This is a genomic window from Dawidia soli (assembly GCF_018598185.1).
GTDB lineage: Bacteria > Bacteroidota > Bacteroidia > Cytophagales > Cyclobacteriaceae > Ohtaekwangia > Ohtaekwangia soli.
Genome location: NZ_JAHESC010000016.1, coordinates 82,170 through 99,295 on the forward strand (window position 1 = coordinate 82,170; position 17,126 = coordinate 99,295).

At 54.8% G+C, this 17,126-nt stretch carries 15 protein-coding genes; 9 read left to right on the forward strand and 6 right to left on the reverse strand.

The window, feature by feature from the left end; translation table 11 throughout:
* Window positions 1-79: 79 nt before the first annotated feature.
* Window positions 80-1,972, reverse strand: a complete 1,893-nt coding sequence (gene acs / locus KK078_RS12680; RefSeq protein WP_254090645.1) for an acetate--CoA ligase — start codon at window positions 1,970-1,972, stop codon at window positions 80-82.
* A 225-nt stretch (window positions 1,973-2,197) separates the two neighbouring features.
* Here acs and KK078_RS12685 point away from each other — a divergent pair, with 225 nt between their 5' ends.
* On the forward strand, window positions 2,198-3,004 hold the full coding sequence (locus KK078_RS12685; protein ID WP_254090646.1) for a class I SAM-dependent methyltransferase: 807 nt from the start codon (window positions 2,198-2,200) through the stop codon (window positions 3,002-3,004).
* 10 nt (window positions 3,005-3,014) lie between these two features.
* Here the strand turns inward: KK078_RS12685 and KK078_RS12690 are convergent, their stop codons facing one another.
* Window positions 3,015-3,791 (reverse strand): ZIP family metal transporter, encoded by a 777-nt coding sequence (locus KK078_RS12690; RefSeq protein WP_254090647.1) that lies wholly within the window; start codon window positions 3,789-3,791, stop codon window positions 3,015-3,017.
* A 12-nt stretch (window positions 3,792-3,803) separates the two neighbouring features.
* On the reverse strand, window positions 3,804-4,802 hold the full coding sequence (locus tag KK078_RS12695; protein ID WP_254090648.1) for an FAD:protein FMN transferase: 999 nt from the start codon (window positions 4,800-4,802) through the stop codon (window positions 3,804-3,806).
* Between the two features lie 122 nt (window positions 4,803-4,924).
* Between KK078_RS12695 and ruvB the strand changes: the two genes are divergently transcribed.
* The 3 genes from ruvB to KK078_RS12710 all read left to right on the forward strand — a co-directional run bounded on the left by ruvB (window position 4,925) and on the right by KK078_RS12710 (window position 8,194).
* Entirely contained in the window at window positions 4,925-5,965 is a 1,041-nt protein-coding gene (gene ruvB / locus KK078_RS12700) for a Holliday junction branch migration DNA helicase RuvB (RefSeq protein WP_254090649.1), read from the forward strand.
* Window positions 5,966-6,017: 52 nt separating this feature from the next.
* The gene (locus tag KK078_RS12705) at window positions 6,018-7,598 is read left to right on the forward strand and encodes an FMN-binding glutamate synthase family protein (RefSeq protein WP_254090650.1); all 1,581 of its coding nucleotides are present in this window, start codon (window positions 6,018-6,020) and stop codon (window positions 7,596-7,598) included.
* 89 nt (window positions 7,599-7,687) lie between these two features.
* A complete protein-coding gene (locus KK078_RS12710) occupies window positions 7,688-8,194 on the forward strand; it encodes a hypothetical protein (protein ID WP_254090651.1) in 507 nt (168 codons plus the stop codon).
* Between the two features lie 3 nt (window positions 8,195-8,197).
* On the opposite strand, the gene purN is transcribed toward KK078_RS12710, so the two are convergent.
* Window positions 8,198-8,788 (reverse strand): phosphoribosylglycinamide formyltransferase, encoded by a 591-nt coding sequence (gene purN, locus KK078_RS12715; protein WP_254090652.1) that lies wholly within the window; start codon window positions 8,786-8,788, stop codon window positions 8,198-8,200.
* A gap of 72 nt (window positions 8,789-8,860) precedes the next feature.
* Between purN and KK078_RS12720 the strand changes: the two genes are divergently transcribed.
* Entirely contained in the window at window positions 8,861-9,280 is a 420-nt protein-coding gene (locus KK078_RS12720) for a hypothetical protein (protein WP_254090653.1), read from the forward strand.
* Here KK078_RS12720 and KK078_RS12725 read toward each other — a convergent pair.
* Complete coding sequence (locus tag KK078_RS12725; protein ID WP_254090654.1) at window positions 9,274-9,642, reverse strand: hypothetical protein; 369 nt, start codon at window positions 9,640-9,642, stop codon at window positions 9,274-9,276. The two genes, KK078_RS12720 and KK078_RS12725, sit on opposite strands and share 7 nt — an antisense overlap.
* A gap of 149 nt (window positions 9,643-9,791) precedes the next feature.
* Here KK078_RS12725 and KK078_RS12730 point away from each other — a divergent pair, with 149 nt between their 5' ends.
* The 4 genes from KK078_RS12730 to hemH all read left to right on the forward strand — a co-directional run bounded on the left by KK078_RS12730 (window position 9,792) and on the right by hemH (window position 14,453).
* The gene (locus KK078_RS12730; RefSeq protein WP_254090655.1) at window positions 9,792-10,205 is read left to right on the forward strand and encodes a hypothetical protein; all 414 of its coding nucleotides are present in this window, start codon (window positions 9,792-9,794) and stop codon (window positions 10,203-10,205) included.
* 157 nt (window positions 10,206-10,362) lie between these two features.
* Entirely contained in the window at window positions 10,363-12,195 is a 1,833-nt protein-coding gene (locus tag KK078_RS12735; protein WP_262898669.1) for a PAS domain-containing sensor histidine kinase, read from the forward strand.
* Entirely contained in the window at window positions 12,192-13,358 is a 1,167-nt protein-coding gene (locus KK078_RS12740) for a hypothetical protein (protein ID WP_254090657.1), read from the forward strand. The genes KK078_RS12735 and KK078_RS12740 overlap by 4 nt, the downstream gene beginning before the upstream one ends.
* Window positions 13,359-13,433: 75 nt before the next feature.
* Window positions 13,434-14,453, forward strand: coding sequence for a ferrochelatase (gene hemH, locus KK078_RS12745; RefSeq protein ID WP_254090658.1), 1,020 nt, complete (start codon window positions 13,434-13,436; stop codon window positions 14,451-14,453).
* A gap of 173 nt (window positions 14,454-14,626) precedes the next feature.
* Here the strand turns inward: hemH and KK078_RS12750 are convergent, their stop codons facing one another.
* Window positions 14,627-17,089, reverse strand: a complete 2,463-nt coding sequence (locus tag KK078_RS12750; RefSeq protein ID WP_254090659.1) for a ribonucleoside-diphosphate reductase subunit alpha — start codon at window positions 17,087-17,089, stop codon at window positions 14,627-14,629.
* Between the last annotated feature and the right edge of the window lie 37 nt (window positions 17,090-17,126).

A 17,126-nucleotide genomic window follows, 5' to 3' on the forward strand; every position in this document is an offset into this window, starting at 1 on the left:
GGATGTAATAAAAACTGCAAAAAAAGAAGACCGGTGCGTCCGGTCTTCTTCAGAAAAGTTAAAAATCCAAAATCATGTGTTACAACGCGCCTGCCTTGATCTCGTCTACTACGGCAGGATCGAGTAACGTAGTCGTGTCGCCCAGGTTGGAAACATCACCCTCCGCCACTTTGCGTAAAATTCTCCGCATGATCTTACCCGAACGTGTTTTGGGCAGCCCACTGACAAATTGGATCTTGTCTGGCTTCGCAATGGGACCGATAATGCGCGACACGGTGTCGCGGATCTCGCCACGCAGCTTTTCTTCATCCTTCGGCTTCTCGTAGCAGATGACAAATGCATACACCGCCTGGCCTTTGATGTCGTGCGGATAGCCCACGACGGCCGTTTCTGTCACCAGCGGGTGCTCGTCGACGGCGCTTTCAATCTCGGCCGTGCCCAGGTTGTGTCCCGACACGATAATGATGTCGTCTACCCGACCTGTGATGCGGTAATAACCGTCCTCGTCACGCTTACAACCGTCGCCCGTGAAATACTTACCGGGAAAGGTGGAGAAGTATGTATCCTTAAAGCGCTGGTGGTCACCGTAAATGGTACGCGCCATGCCCGGCCAGGGAAACTTGATCGTCAGGCGTCCTTCCACGTTGTTACCATTCACCTCCAGGCCGCCTTCGTTCATCACGGCCGGCTGTACGCCGGGTAACGGTAGCGTGGCATACGCCGGTTTCAGCGGCGTCACCCGGGCGATAGGCGCAATCATAAAACCGCCCGTCTCCGTCTGCCACCACGTATCGACAATGGCACACTGGCCTTTACCGATGTTCTTATCATACCAGTGCCAGGCCTCCTCATTGATCGGCTCGCCCACACTGCCCAGCACGCGCAACGACGAGAGATCGTATTTCTCCACAAATTCCAGCGGCGCTTGCTGCAAGGAACGGATGGCCGTAGGGGCCGTGTAAAAGATGTTTACCTTGTGGCGGTCTATCACCTGCCAGAACCGGCCCGGGTTAGGCCAGGACGGCACACCTTCAAACATGACGGTCGTCGCTCCGGCCGACAGCGGACCGTACAAGATATAGGAGTGACCGGTAACCCATCCGATGTCGGCCGTACACCAGTACACTTGTCCTTCCTGGTATTGAAACGTTGTGCGGAAAGTATAATTGGTATAGACCATGTAGCCGCCACAGGTATGCACCATACCCTTGGGCTTGCCGGTAGAGCCGGACGTATACAGGATGAAGAGCAGGTCTTCGGCATCCATCTCTTCGGCAGGGCAGTCAGCCGAGACCTTGGCGATCTCGTCATGCCACCACACATCGCGTCCCGGTGTAAGCGGTGCGCCGGACTTGATATATTCTTTTACGATCACCTTCGAAACAGAGGGGCAATGCTGCACGGCTTCGTCTATGATCTTCTTCAAATTAATGGTCTTGTCACCACGGTATGCGCCGTCGGATGTTACGACCACGTTACAGCCCGCATCGTTAATGCGGTCGGCGATCGATTTGGCCGAGAAGCCCGCAAATACTACGGAGTGCACGGCACCGATGCGCGCACATGCCAGCACGGCATAGGCCAGCTCGGGTATCATCGGCAGATAGATACACACGCGGTCACCTTTCTTAACGCCCTGTGCCTTCAGCATGTTGGCCGTCTTACAGACTTCTTCAAATAACTGCTGGTAGGTAATGTGCCGGGCATCTTCGTCCGGATTGTTAGGCTCCCAGATGATGGCGGTACGGTTGGCATGGTTGGTCAGGTGCCGGTCGAGGCAGTTCTCGGTTATGTTCAGTTTACCGCCGATAAACCATTTTACACTTGGTTTGTTAAAATCCCACTCCAGCACCTTATCCCATTTCTTGCGCCAGGTAAAGCCGTGCGCCACATCGCTCCAGAAATTCTCCGGATGCTCTATACTTTTTTGATAATGATGCTGATAGTCTTCAAAGGTTCGAATTACGTTCATGGTTGTTTTTGCCTGGGTAGATTAGGGTTACTCGCGTGCTGCGCTCCCTAACGGTTGTAATCGTTTTAAAGCACTGCGCAGCGATAAAATTCTACTCTTTTTTGGGAAATTCAAATAATATTCTGCGTGTGTTTGAACACAGCGACACCAATGACCAAAATAGGTCGATATGCGGTGGTGTGCGAAGAAACCTTCCAGCCAAATCTTGCGTCTTAATTAAAAAAGATGGGCGCCCCGTTTGATCATATCGCCGCTCCGTACGACGCTGCCTTTCCGCAAGGCGCCATCGGACAATTGCAGCGTAAACACATCTGGGCCTACTTGCAGCAAGTCATACACCGGTTACCCGGCCTCGACATTCTGGAGCTGCACCAGGGCAGCGACGAAGACGCTTTGCTGTTTGGCTCACGCGGCTTCACTCTGGTCGCCACAGATGTAACCGAGGAGGTGGCGCGCGTTATAGACCCGCCCTCGCGCCAGTACTCCATGCCGTCGAAGATCAGCTCGCAGTGCCTCGATCCCTATCATCCCGAAGAGACGCTGTTCGACAAACATTATCATCTGATCTTTTCGCATACGGGTGGACTAAACGCCCTGGACCCCGCGTCACTGCAAAGATTGTTGCGCCAGGCGGCTACGTTGCTGGCGCCCGGCGGGCGGCTCGTGGCCGTGGTCATGCCTAAATGGTGTTTGTGGGAAGTACTTTACTTTCTGATCACCGGGCGCTTCCGCCGCATCTTCCGCCCGTGGTCGGCGCGGCAGTCCGACGGTATATCCCCCGTGTTGCGCGAGTTCTTTTATACCCCTCACCAGCTGAAACGCCTCGCACGGCAGGAATTTGAAGTGGTGGCCATAAAGTCTGTCGGGTTTGCATTGCCACCGGTATGCCTGGAAAATGTTTTTGGCCCACGTAAGACGCTCCTGAAGTTCCTGAACCGGTGGGAAGAACGTCTTCGGAGGTTCTCGTTCCTGGCCGGCATGGGCGACCGGTACATCATCGACCTGCGCAAGCGCGCCCCCCGCAAGCGCTAAGCGCTATACATTACATCAATCCGTATTCTACCAGCACCGCCACCAGCGAGCCGACAATGGCTACGGTAAGCTTTTTAGCATTAAAGCGGTGTTCCGGACTGCTCTCAAAAACAATGGTGGTCGATATATGCAGGAAATTACCACACACAACAGCATAGAGAAAGATCATACCTTCTCCGGTCAATATTTCATACTCCGCCAGCGACGTGCTGATCAAAAGTCCAAACGGCGCGGCCAGCGAGAACCCCAGCAGGTACGGTAGCGCCCGTCTGCGCGAGCCGAGCTGATATGCCAGCACCGTCATCAATGCAAAGGCGGCAGGCGCGCGGTGCAACGCAATGCCTAGCAAAATGGCGTGTACGTCGTAGGGCACGCCCATGGTGGCCGGTTGCGCCAGCATGCCCCCCTCCAGGAACGCGTGAATGCACAGCGCCATCAATAACACGACGGCCGATACCGACTGATGCGTGTGCGTGTGGTGCGGATGCCCTTGTTGCCCGGGGGCCACGTGCCCATGCATGTGGCCGTGCTCGATACCGGCCGTGAAGTATTCCAGCACCTGTTGTAAAAAGAAGCCCGCCAGTACGAAGAGGCCGATATACTCCAGGCCGACGGGCTGATGGTATAGCTCGGGCAGGATGTGGATGATCGTGATGGCAAAGAGATACGCCCCGGCAAACACCAGCAACAGTTTAAAGCTCCTCCTGCCTTTGCCACCCGGCACCAGGAAAATGGCCAGGCCTGACAACAGGGGGGTAAAAAACAAAACGAGTAATTTTAAAGTCATAACCGTGTGGTTTCAGGGTTGTAAGATTACCGACCGGCGCAGGTTCGGCGTGATATAGGTGGCGATCGTACCGTCGGCAGCCGTATAAAACAAGATGGCATCCAGGTCGGGCAGTGTCTCCAACACCTCGATCGTCTTCTCATGCCCCATGACCATAAAGGCAGTATCCCACGCATCGGCCGTTGTACAGTCGGGCGCAAAGACCGACACCGCCAGCAACGGCAGGTCTGCCGGATAGCCCGACTTCGGGTCGATGGTATGCGAATATTTCTTACCGTCTATCTCCCGGTAGTTGAAGTAATTCCCCGCCGTGGTAAAGGACCGGTCCTTCACGGCTACATACACCTTGAAGAACTGATCATCGCGGGTAGAGTTCGGATCGAGTATGCCGATCTGCCACGCCTTGCGCTTATATATATTCTTGCCGTGCGCCATGCCCTCGCCGCCCAGCTCCACCAACAGGTCGCGCACGCCCCGCGTCCGCAGAAAGGCCGTGATCACGTCGGCACCATAGCCCTGGCCGATGCCCCCAAAGTCGAGCTGCACCCGTGGATCGGTTTTCAACAAGCTGTCGGCTGTCATCCGGATTTTCTCCACGCCAACAAACCCGCGGATCGAATCCACCATAGCCTGGTCGGGCGTACGCGTCTTGGTCGGGCCAAAACCCCATGCATTTACCAGCGGCATAACCGTGGGGTCAAACGTGCCACCCGAATGTTTCGCCACCCGCAACGACTGCCGCAAGATCGCCAGCAGGTGCGGGTCTTTTAACGCGATGCCCCGCACGCTTTTATTGAACTGCGACACCGCCGAGTGCGGATCATAGGTGTTGATACCCTGGTTCACAGCCCGCAGCAGCGAGTCGATGGACTCCTGGAAGTTGCGCCGCCGTTTGTCAAAATAGGTAATGTGATAGGTGGTACCCATCGTGCGGCCTTCTACCCGCAAAGGCTCTTCTGCCGGACCGGCGCCCCAAAGCAAGGCTATGTGTGTAACAAACGCGAGGATCATGTCAATGTGGCGGCCAAGTTACGTAAAATACCGTACATGCAACGTTGTTGTAAGTGTGAGAACACCGGTTTGTTGGCGTTGGAGAACGTAGAATTGCTACCTTCGTGAACACAAACGGTACTATGCGCGAAGATTACCTGAAAAGCGACGGAGGCGGATTGAATGCAACGGAGAAGGAGTTTGAAAAGGCTTTGCGCCCCCTGTCCTTTGAAGACTTTACCGGCCAGCACAAGGTCGTCGAAAACATACAGGTCTTTGTACTGGCCGCCAAACAACGCGGCGAGTCCCTGGACCACGTCTTACTGCACGGCCCTCCGGGCCTGGGCAAGACCACCCTTTCGAACATCATCGCCAACGAGCTGCAGGCCAACATCAAGATCACGTCCGGCCCCGTACTGGACAAGCCCAGCGACCTGGCCGGCCTGCTCACCAACCTCGAGACCAACGACGTACTGTTCATCGACGAGATCCACCGGCTCAACCCGGTGGTAGAAGAATACCTATACTCGGCCATGGAAGACTTCCGGATCGACATCATGCTCGACTCCGGCCCCAATGCGCGCTCGGTACAGATCGGCCTGAACCCGTTCACCCTGATCGGCGCCACGACACGTGCCGGCCTGCTTACGTCGCCGCTCCGCGCACGCTTCGGCATCAACGCCCGGTTGGAGTACTACGACTCCAAGCTGCTCACGCGCATTGTGAACCGCTCGGCGCAGATCCTGAAAACGCCCATTGACGAAGACGCGGCCTACGAGATCGCCCGCCGCAGCCGGGGCACCCCGCGCATTGCCAATACGTTGTTGCGCCGCACGCGCGACTTCGCACAGATCAAAGGCGATGGTACGATCACCAAGGCCATTGCCCAGATCGCCCTCACAGCGCTGGATGTAGACGAGAACGGCCTGGACGAAATGGACAACCGCATTCTCCAGACCATCATCGAGAAATTTAAGGGTGGCCCCGTCGGACTTACGACCATCGCCACGGCGGTGGGCGAAGAAGCCGAGACCATCGAAGAAGTATATGAACCCTTCCTCATTCAGGAAGGGTACCTCAAACGTACTTCGCGTGGTCGCGAAACGACCGACATGGCCTACCGCCACCTCAAGCTGGCACCCCCACCCAGCAAAGGCCCCGGACTGTTCGACAGTACGCCCTAACGGACTGGCCGTCCTGCTCTTTTTATTATATTTGATTTATCCTGAGTTCTATATGAGAAAGATCTTCATCTATAGCAGCATCGCAGTTACTGCGCTCCTCCTCCTCTGGGCCTATTTCTGGATCGACGCACTCTTCGGCTTCCTGCTCGTAGCCCCGCTCATAATCATGGGCGTACAAGACATCGTACAAAAGAAACAATCCATCAAACGCAACTTTCCGTTGCTGGGGCGGCTGCGCTATGTCTTTGAAGACATGCGGCCGAAGATCCAGCAGTACTTTGTCGAGTCTGATACCGACGGCGCGCCCATCAACCGCAACGACCGCTCCGTGATCTACCAACGGGCCAAGCGTCAGGTGGACACTACTCCGTTTGGTACACAAATGAACGTCTATGCCGAGGGTTATGAGTGGATGAGCCACTCTATCGTACCGCACGATTTTCACAGCATGAATCATAGCCCGCGCGTGCAGATCGGCAACCGCGACTGTAAACAACCGTACGCCGCCAGCGTGCTGAATATATCCGCCATGAGCTTTGGCTCGCTGAGCGGTAATGCCATCGAAGCCCTGAACTCCGGCGCCAAGATCGGCGGCTTTGCCCACAACACGGGCGAAGGCGGCCTGAGCCCGTACCACCTCAAGAATGGTGGCGACCTGATCTGGCAGATCGGCACAGGCTATTTTGGCGCCCGCGACGAGGCCGGGAATTTCTCGCCGGAGGCCTTCCGCAAGAACGCCGCCCACCCCGAGGTAAAGATGATCGAGCTCAAGATGTCACAAGGCGCCAAGCCCGGTCACGGGGGCATCTTGCCCGGTAAAAAGAACACGCCCGAGATTGCCGCCATCCGCGGAGTGAAGGCCGGCACGACGGTGTTCTCGCCGCCGTACCACAGTGCCTTTAAGACCCCGCGCGAGCTGGTTCTGTTCATTCAGAAGCTGCGCGAGCTGTCTGACGGCAAGCCCGTGGGCTTTAAGTTATGTATCGGCCGCAAGAGCGAGTTCATTTCCATCTGCAAGGCCATGGTGTCCCTGGACATTTATCCCGACTTCATCACCGTAGACGGTGGCGAAGGCGGTACCGGCGCGGCGCCGCCCGAGTTCTCCAACTTCGTAGGCATGCCGTTGCTCGACGGCCTGGCCTTTGTCGATAACATGCTGAAAGGCTTCAACATCCGCCAGCACATTCGCATCGGCGCCTCGGGAAAGATCCTGACAGGCTTCCAGATGATCCGGGCCGTGGCCCTGGGGGCAGACTACTGCAACAGCGCCCGCGCCATGATGATGGCGGTTGGTTGCATTCAGGCGTTGGAGTGTCATAAGAATACGTGTCCGACCGGGGTGGCTACCCAAAATCCCGAGCTGATGAAGGGCCTCGACATTGCCGACAAGCGCACCCGGGTGGCCAACTTCCATAAGTATACCGTCGAAAGCTTTGTAGAGCTGCTGGCCGCCGCCGGTCTCGACAACCCGGCCAAGCTAAACCGCCACCAGATCAGCCGCCGCGTGTTTACCAATAAAGTGCGTACCCTCGAGCAGATATACCCCTCCGTCAAGGTCGGGGCCATGCTGGAACCGGTCGTACCAAAACGCTATCAACAGTCATTCGCCTCGGCCAGTGCCGACGAATTTTAGGTGGTCTGGTTTTTTAAAGTAAATATGGCACATGCCTATACAAGGCTCGACGGTTTTATTTAACTTTGGCAATTAACTGTAATTACGCCGTGCATCGAAAGTTTTTTCCGCGAGATAAGAATTATGTACTTGAGCAGGTACAGGTCTCCCTGGAAAACAACCTCCTGCAGTACATGGTTGACTATGTCAAGGTAGCCTACCTGTTGCGGTTCAACCCCCTGGGTATTGTCGACGAGACCACGCTGCGTATTCAGGAACATCCTACCAGCAACTACGACCATTTGCACGAGTTCTATCTCCTCCTGGCAGGCGTATACCGTTTCAAGTATTACAGCGACAACCAACTGGAGTTTATCTTCGACGGTCGTGACCCGCACGAAAAATACCAGGACGAGTGGCCGGCAATGTTCCGCCAATGGACCAAAGAGTTTTGCCGCCACGAACAATTCCTGCGCGCCATCCTCGAGCTGACCGTGTTCTATCCCGAAGACTACACGCCCCAGATGGCCGGCCTGCGCCTGAGCTCCTTCATCACGAAGTTCTTTGAGGTGAAGATCGACTCGCAAAAAGGCCTCACCCGCATCCGGGTGGCGTAACGCCTAATCGTTCTCCTTGTCACCCAACACCCAACGCTCGATCTGCGGTGGGTAATGCTCGTACTCCAATGCATGCACCTTTACCGCAATAGCCTCGGGCGTATCGTCCGGAGTTAACACACAGCGCGCCTGGAACAAGATGGTGCCCTCGTCGTAATGCTCGTTCACCGCGTGAATGGTAATACCGGTCTCTGCCTCGCCGGCCTGCTTCACGGCCGTGTGCACGTTCATGCCGTACATCCCCTTGCCGCCATACGCCGGCAGCAGCGCCGGGTGGATATTCACGATGCGGTCCGGGTACGCCTGGATCAGGCTGGTGGGGATCAACCACAGGAACCCCGCCAGCACCACGTGGGTCACGCCCCGCTCCTGCAGCCACCGCACCACTTCGGGTGTATCGCGAAACTGCTGACGATCAAACACCTTGGCCTCGATGCCCGCCTGCCGGGCGCGCTCCAGCGCAAAAGCCGCCGGGTTGTTGCTCAGTAACAGGACGACTTCGATCGTAGGGTGATGCTGAAAGTAAGAAAAGAGGTTTGCTGCATTGGTGCCGCTGCCTGACGCCAGGATTGCGATGCGGTATTTTTTTGCCATACGGACTGCAAAAGAAACAAAGACTTACATCTTTTAAAACATTGCTACCTTGCAGTCAAATCTCCTACCCCCATGGAACCGCAAAGTTTCGGCACCCAAGTAAAACGCACCACGAAAAAGATCGTCCGGATCGCCCTGCTCGCCGCATTGGTAGTGGGCTTTGTGATATTCTCCTTTTATTATTGGGGCACGTACGAAGACGGCGTCATGGCCGGCAAGATCCTGCGGGTAAGCGAAAAAGGAGTTCTGTTCAAAACCTACGAAGGCAAAATCAACCTCGAAACCTTTGGAGCCCTGCGCGGCGCCAGTCCGATAGCAGAATCTTTTGACTTTTCGGTCGAAAAGGGCGACCAGGAGCTTATTAAACAACTACAGCAGGTAGCCCTGAGCGGCGAACGCGTAAACCTGTATTACATCAAGCGGTACGCACGCTTTCCCTGGCGGGGTGACACCCCCTATTTTGCGGTGCGCGTAGAGCGCCTGCATCAATAAAGCTTCATTTCTTTTGCCTCCAGCTCCTGGATGAGCTGCGATTTCTCCTCCATCAGCTTAATGATCTTGTGGAGGTAGTCTATTTCCTTGCGGGAAAGCGCCAATTGCTCCTCAAAATCCGCTGGGAAAGCGGCATTTGGCGCGGCCTGGGCGGCCGCATGCGGGTCCACATAGTATTGGAAAAAATTATGTTCCAATACTTGGGATATTTTTAGCAAAAGCCCCGTATCTAAATGGCGCTTGCGAAAAATACGATACACGTTCTGGCGGACGGTTCCCAGGGAATCCGCAAAATCCGTCAGTTTCATTTGCTTGCTGTCAAAGACTTCTTTGACTTTTTGTCCGATTTCGACAGGTACCATAACGCAATAAGTAACCTTTGACAAATATATGTAAAAAATTAGTTTACACTTCTGACGAGGTTATAAGGTGATTGTCACCAATAATTTTACAACTTCATAAATTGTAGCTAAACTTGCACGCCCAAAACCGGCAAAAGCCCTTTTACTGTATGGCAAGTCCGTATTACCAGGATGAGTACGCAACCATTGAGCTGGATGCCTCCATTCCCTGCATTCAGGTCACGCTAAACGGCATTCCACGCTTCAGCGAACACTACCAGCTCGTCCAGCTAAAACGACTGGAGCTGTTGCAGCGTGAAAAAGCCAATTTTCCCAAACTTCACATGCTTACCGACAGCCGCACCGCCGGCCCGGTACTGGATGAAGACGTGCGCTATTTCAAGGAGAACGTCATGCCTGCCATGGAAGCTGCCGGCATACACTACCTGGCCATCGTCATGCCGTCTAACAAGTTTACCCAGCTCACGATCCGCGAAATGACCGAAGGCTCCGAGAAAGTATATGTGCGTTATTTTGATGTGCTGGCCGACGCCAAGCGGTGGTTGAAAGAAATGAGCGCATAGCGAAAAAAAACACCGCTGTATTTGTTTCAAACGTACATTATTTGGAGAAACGCTATATCCACATTGTTTTTATAGGGCTTAGCGTTATCTTGCGGAGTTAATAACCCTCGAACTCTCCTGTAAACCTTTATGTCAATGCGTTTGCCCTCCTAAACCTATGCAGGACCTCATCAGGAACCTACCCGCTGTAATTTATGAGTACACAGTGTATCCGGATGGAATAAGCCGGTTTACGTTCATGAGTGAATCTGCTGAGCCCATTTTAGGAGTATCTCCCAAAAAGGTAATGGAGGATGCGTCTGTACTGGAAGCGATCATACACGAAGACGATCGTCCCGGTCTTACCGCTTCTGTTGAACAAAGCTTACAAGAAGGCCGTGACTGGCACTGGGAAGGCCGCGTACAGGTACGCGGCGACATCGTCTGGATCGAAGCCCGCGCCAACCATGCCGTAGCCCCCGACGGCACCATCGTTCGCCGCGGTGTTATACAAGATATTACCGAACGCAAAGCCTCCGCCCGCGAAACGGAGCTGCGCTACCTCAACCTTGTCGAGCGGCTACCCATCGGCGTGGTCATCCACAAACAAGGCAAGCTCATCTTCGCCAACGTACAGGCACACCAAATACTCGGGGCAAAAAAATCGCAAGGCCTGCTCGGTACCGACGTCCTGAACTTCGTACACCCCGAATATCACCCGCGCATTATGCGCCGCATGCGCGAAGTCGCCGAAGGCTTGCCTTCGCCGATGGTCGAGCAACAATATGTACGCATGGACGGACGCGTGATCGATGTCGAAACGATGGCATCGCCCTTTACCTTTCAAGGTGAAGCCTGCGTACAGGTAATTTTCCGCGACATTACCGAGCGCAAGCAGACCGAAGAGCGCATCAAGAAAAACGAAACACTGCTGGCACAGCTGTTCCAGAACGTGCCCATGGCGGTGGTGCTGCTGACGGAGACCGGCAAAGTAGAGCAGGTCAACAAAGGCTTTGAAGAGATGTTCGGCTTTACGCTCGACGAGCTGAAAGGCAAAAGCATTAACGACTTTATTGTACCCGAAGAACTGGTGCACGAAGGCGTCGACCTCAACAACCTCATCACCAGCAGCCGCATCGTGAGCATCGAAACCATTCGCAAGCACCGCAGCGGCAAGCTGGTAAACGTCATCCTCTACGGCATGCCCGTGACGATGGAAAACCAGACCATCGGCATCTATGGAGTATATGTCGATTTTACCGATCGCAAGAAAGTAGAAGAAGAGCTCAAGATCAGAAATACAGAGCTCGACAACTTTGTCTATAAAGTATCGCACGACCTGCGCGCACCGCTGTCGTCTATCCTGGGCCTGGTGAACCTGGCACGCCTGCCGGGCAATACCGACAACCCGATGGACTACATTGACATCATCGGCGAGAAGGTAGAGCACCTCGACCATTTCATCGGCGACGTCCTCAGTCACTCCAAGAACCTGAAGATGGATGTCACCACCAGCCAGGTAGACTTCGAACAGATCATCGACCGTACGTTCAAAGACCTGAACTACCTGCAAGGTGCGAAAGACATGGAGCGCAGCGTCAAAATCTCGGGTATCGCTTTTTATAGCGACCCCTGGCGTATTTCCGAGATCTTCCGCAACCTTATTTCCAACGCCATCAAATACCGGCAGATGAACCTCGAGCGGCCGGAGATCCGTATAAAAATACTGATCGACCAGCGCCGCGCCGAGATCACCTTCTCCGACAACGGCATCGGCATTGACGAAGTAAGCCTGGCCAAGATCTTTGAAATGTTTTACCGCGCCACCGAGCAATCGGATGGTTCGGGTATTGGATTATATATCGTCAAGAACGCGGTGGATAAACTGGGAGGACAGATCAATGTCTCCAGCCAGGTGGGCCAGGGTACACGGTTCAGCATTATCTTACCCAACCGCATCAGTAACATCGTCCTGGTGAACACTCCCCAGGCAGTGGATGAGCAGTCATGAAGATCGTAGAAGTTACCACGGCGGCACACGCGCGTGAATTTATTGAGTTTGCCGTACGGCTATACAAAGATCATCCGGTTTGGATACGTCCCCTCGACGCCGATATAGATAATGTCTTTGATCCTGAAAAAAACAAGGCCTTTCGCCACGGTACGTGTGTACGTTGGCTGCTGCAGGGCGACGCCGGCCAGACTATCGGCCGCGTAGCCGCCTTTGTCAACGATAAGATCGTACACAAAGGCAACGATCAGCCTACCGGAGGCATGGGGTTCTTTGAGTGTATCGAAGACCGCGCCGCCGCCTTCGTCCTGCTGGACCAATGCAAGACCTGGTTACAGTCTAAAGGTATGGAAGCCATGGACGGCCCCGTCAACTTTGGCAGCCGCGACCGCTGGTGGGGGTTGCTCATCGAAGGGTTTGACCGCGAGCCCAACTACCAGTGCAACTATAACTTCCCGTACTACAAAGACTTCTTCGAAGCCTACGGCTTTCAGGTATACTTCTACCAGCTGACCTATGCGCGCGGGGTACAGGGCCCGTTGTCGCCCCGGCTGGATGAAAAAGCAGCGCTCTGCCGGCGTGATCCCAACTACGACTTCCGCTACCTGCAAAAGCAGGAGCTGGACAAACTACCCGAATACCTGCTGACCGTGTACAACAAGGCGTGGGCGAATCGCTCTGAAAATCCCGAGCTGACGATGGCACAGGCCAAACTGCTGGTGCAGCAGATGAAGCCCATACTCGACCCCAAGCTGCTGTACTTTGGCTTCTACAAAGGCGAGCCCATATCATTCTTTCTGTCGCTGCCGGAGATCAACCAGATCTTCAAATACGTCAACGGCAAAATGAACTGGCTGGGCAAGCTCAAGTTCGTATGGCATACGCTGCTGAAAACAAATAAGAAGGCCTTTGGCATTTTGTTCGGCGTGGTGCCCGAGCACCAGGGCAAAGGTGCAGACGGCGCCATGATCACCTACGCCCGCGACGTGCTGCAACCCGACGGTCGCTACACGCAGTACGAAATGAACTGGATCGGCGACTTCAATCCCAAAATGATCCTGGTCGTGGAACAGGTGGGCGGCGAGGTGTCTAAACGTCACGCCACGTACCGCAAGCTGTTTGACGAGACCAAACCCTTCCGGCGGGCCCCCATCCTGAAATAGCCGGCCGGGGCGTTTCACCAAACTTCTTTTTATGGATGCTTGTTTATCGCTAAACTTGCAGCCCGAAGAAAACACATGAAAAGCAAAACCGGAGTCCTCCTGATCAATCTGGGTACGCCCGACAGCCCCTCGGTAAGCGATGTCCGCTCCTACCTGTCGCAGTTCCTGAACGACCCGCGGGTCATAGACATCCCGTGGCTGCTGCGCAAAATCCTGGTAAACCTCATCATCGTGCCGTTCCGGGCCCCCAAGTCGGCTAAGATCTACCAGAAGCTGTGGACCGCCAACGGCTCTCCCCTGCTGTTTTACAGCGAGCGCGTCAAGACCCTGCTCGAAGACTCGCTCGGCAGCGACTACGAGGTGCACCTGGCCATGCGCTATAAAAACCCGTCGATTCCGGCAGTGCTGGAGACGATGCGCAAAAAGCATTACGAAAAGATCATCGTGCTGCCCATGTTCCCGCAGTATGCTTCCGCCTCCACCGGCTCCGCCCACGACGAAGTCATGCGCGTGCTGCGCACCTGGTGGGTCATACCCGAAGTAAAGTTCATCTCCCAGTATTACGACCACCCGCTCTTTATTGAAGCCTTTGCCGAGCGCGGCCGCAAATACAACATAGCCGACTACGACCACGTGCTATTCTCCTACCACGGCCTGCCCGAGCGCCAGGTGGACAAAGTGCACGACGACGGCGCCTGCGCCCGGCACGACTGCCAGCACACCGTCAACGAAGAAAACCAATACTGCTACAAAGCGACCTGCTACGCCACCACCCGCCTGCTGGCCGCCAAGCTGAACATACCCGCCGAAAAATATACCGTCTGCTTCCAGTCACGCCTGGACAAAAAATGGCTCATGCCCTTCTCCGACGAAGTCGTGCGCCAATGCGGCGACAAAGGCATGAAAAAGATCCTGGTGTTCTCCCCGGCGTTCACCGCCGACTGCCTCGAAACCATCATCGAAATCGGCGACGAATACCAGGAGATCTTCCACGAACACGGCGGCCAGAAGGTACAACTGGTCGAAAGCCTCAACGACAGCCCCACCTGGATCGACTGCCTCCGCGACCTCGTAAAGGGCCCGGCCAATAAATAGATTGGTGGTTGCCATGGACCTGGCGCAAGTTTAAGCACGCAGTGCGGTCCCGATGGCTATCGGGAGTGCCCGCGACTGTATGCAATCGGTGACTGCCGTTTCCCCGCGAAGCGGGACAAAAAACAAAAAGCCCGACCAATTTGGCCGGGCTTTCTCTTTATGGTCTCTCGCAATTAGCTACCACAAGCCTCGCACGCATCGGGGTTATCGAGCGAGCAAGCCATGTCCGAAAGCTTTTGCTCATATTCAGACATTGTGCTGCCATAGGCCAGCGTCTGCTGGTGTGCATCGGCTACTACCGGTTCTGCTACTGTTACCACGTCAGAACCTTCTGCCGAAGCCGCCACGGCTGCCGGTTCTGCCACCGCTGTTTTGTCCAGCGTAAACTTGATGGCATCTGCTGCAGCCGTTGTGCGCAGGTAGTACATGCCGGTCTTCAGGCCTTTCTTCCAGGCGTAGAAGTGCATCGACGTCAGCTTGCCGAAGTTCGGGTTCGTCAAGTGGATGTTGAGGCTCTGCGACTGGCAGATGTAAGCACCGCGGTCGGCAGACATATCGATAATGGCCTTCTGAGAAATTTCCCATACAGTCTTATAGATATCTTTGATGTTCTGCGGAATCTCCGGGATGCCTTGTACGGAACCGTTCGCCGCGATCAGTTTCTGACGCATGGTTTCGCTCCACAGGCCGAGGCTCATCAGGTCCTTCATCAGGTGTTTGTTCACGATGATGAATTCGCCCGACAGGGTACGACGGGTGTAGATGTTCGATGTATACGGCTCAAAGCACTCGTTGTTACCGAGGATCTGCGACGTAGAGGCAGTCGGCATCGGGGCCACCAGCAGCGAGTTGCGCACACCGTGCTGCTTCACTTCGCGCTTCAGGTTTTCCCAATCCCAGCGGCCGCTCTTCGGCGAAATACCCCACATATCGAACTGGAAGATACCTTTCGATACCGGCGAACCTTTGAAGGTTTCGTACGGACCGTGGATCTTCGATTGCTCCATAGAAGCTTCCATGGCGCCGAAGTAGATGGTCTCGAAAATATCTTCGTTCAGGCGGCGTGCCTCTTCTGAGTCGAACGGCATGCGCAGCATGATGAACACGTCGGCAAGGCCTTGTACACCCAACCCGATCGGGCGGTGACGCAGGTTGGAGTTGCGCGCTTCCGGCACCGGGTAGTAGTTGATGTCGATCACCTTGTTCAGGTTGCGTGTCGCTACCTTGGTGATCTCGTACAGCTTCTGGTGATCGAAACGACCTTCCTCTGTTACAAACTTCGGCAGCGCGATCGACGCCAGGTTACATACCGCCACTTCGTCGGGGGCCGTGTACTCGATGATCTCGGTACACAGGTTGCTCGACTTGATCGTACCCAGGTTCTTCTGGTTCGACTTACGGTTCGCGGCATCTTTATACAGAATGTACGGCGTACCGGTCTCGATCTGCGACTCCAGCACTTCGAACCACAGGTCTTGTGCTTTCACCTGACGACGGTAGCGTCCTTCTTTTTCATATTTTTCATACAAGCGCTCGAAGTCCTCGCCCCACACTTCGGCCAGGCCGGGTGCTTCGTTCGGGCAGAACAACGACCACATTTCGTTGTTTTCCACACGCTTCATGAACAGGTCGGAGATCCACAGGGCGTAGAACAAATCGCGCGCACGCATCTCTTCTTTACCGTGGTTTTTCTTCATGTCCAGGAAGTCGAAAATATCGGCGTGCCAGGGCTCCAGGTAAATGGCGAAGCTACCCTTGCGCTTTCCACCGCCCTGGTCAACATAACGCGCGGTCATGTCGAAGTTACGCAGCATCGGCACGATGCCGTTTGAGTTTCCACCGGTTCCTTTGATGTAAGAACCCTTCGCGCGAATGTTGTGAATGCTCAACCCGATTCCACCGGCGGATTGAGAGATCTTTGCACATTGCTTCAGGGTGTCATATATACCGTCGATGCTGTCGTCCTGCATGGTCAGCAGGAAGCATGAAGACAGCTGCGGCTTGGGCGTACCGGCGTTGAACAACGTCGGTGTCGCATGGGTAAACCATTTTTCAGACAGCAGGTTGTAGGTTTCGATCGCACCGGCGATGTCCTCGCCGTGAATGCCTACCGCCACGCGCATCAGCAGGTGCTGCGGACGCTCGACGATCTTACCGTCGATCTTCATCAGGTACGAGCGCTCCAGGGTCTTGAACCCGAAGTAGTCATAACCAAAGTCGCGGTCATAAATGATCGCCGCATCCAGCTCGGCTGCATGCTCTTTGATCACACGGTAGGTGTCTTTTGAAACCAGCGGCGCGTTCTGGCCCGTCTTCGGGTCAACGTACGTGTACAGCCGCTTCATCGTGCTGGAAAACGACTTGCTCGTAACCTTGTGCAGGTTTGATACCGCGATACGGGCTGCCAGCTTGGCAAAGTCCGGATGTTTGGTTGTCAACGTTGCAGCAATCTCGGCAGCAAGGTTGTCCAGTTCCTGGGTAGAAACGCCGTCATACAGGCCATTGATCACCTTCATGGCCACTTCAACAGGATTGATGAACTTCGGATCTAATCCGTAGCAGAGTTTTTCGATGCGGGCGGTGATTTTGTCAAATTTTACCGACTCTCTGTGTCCATCGCGTTTTACTACAAGCATCGTGGAAAAGGGGGAGTTAAGGGTTGTTGTGGAAAAG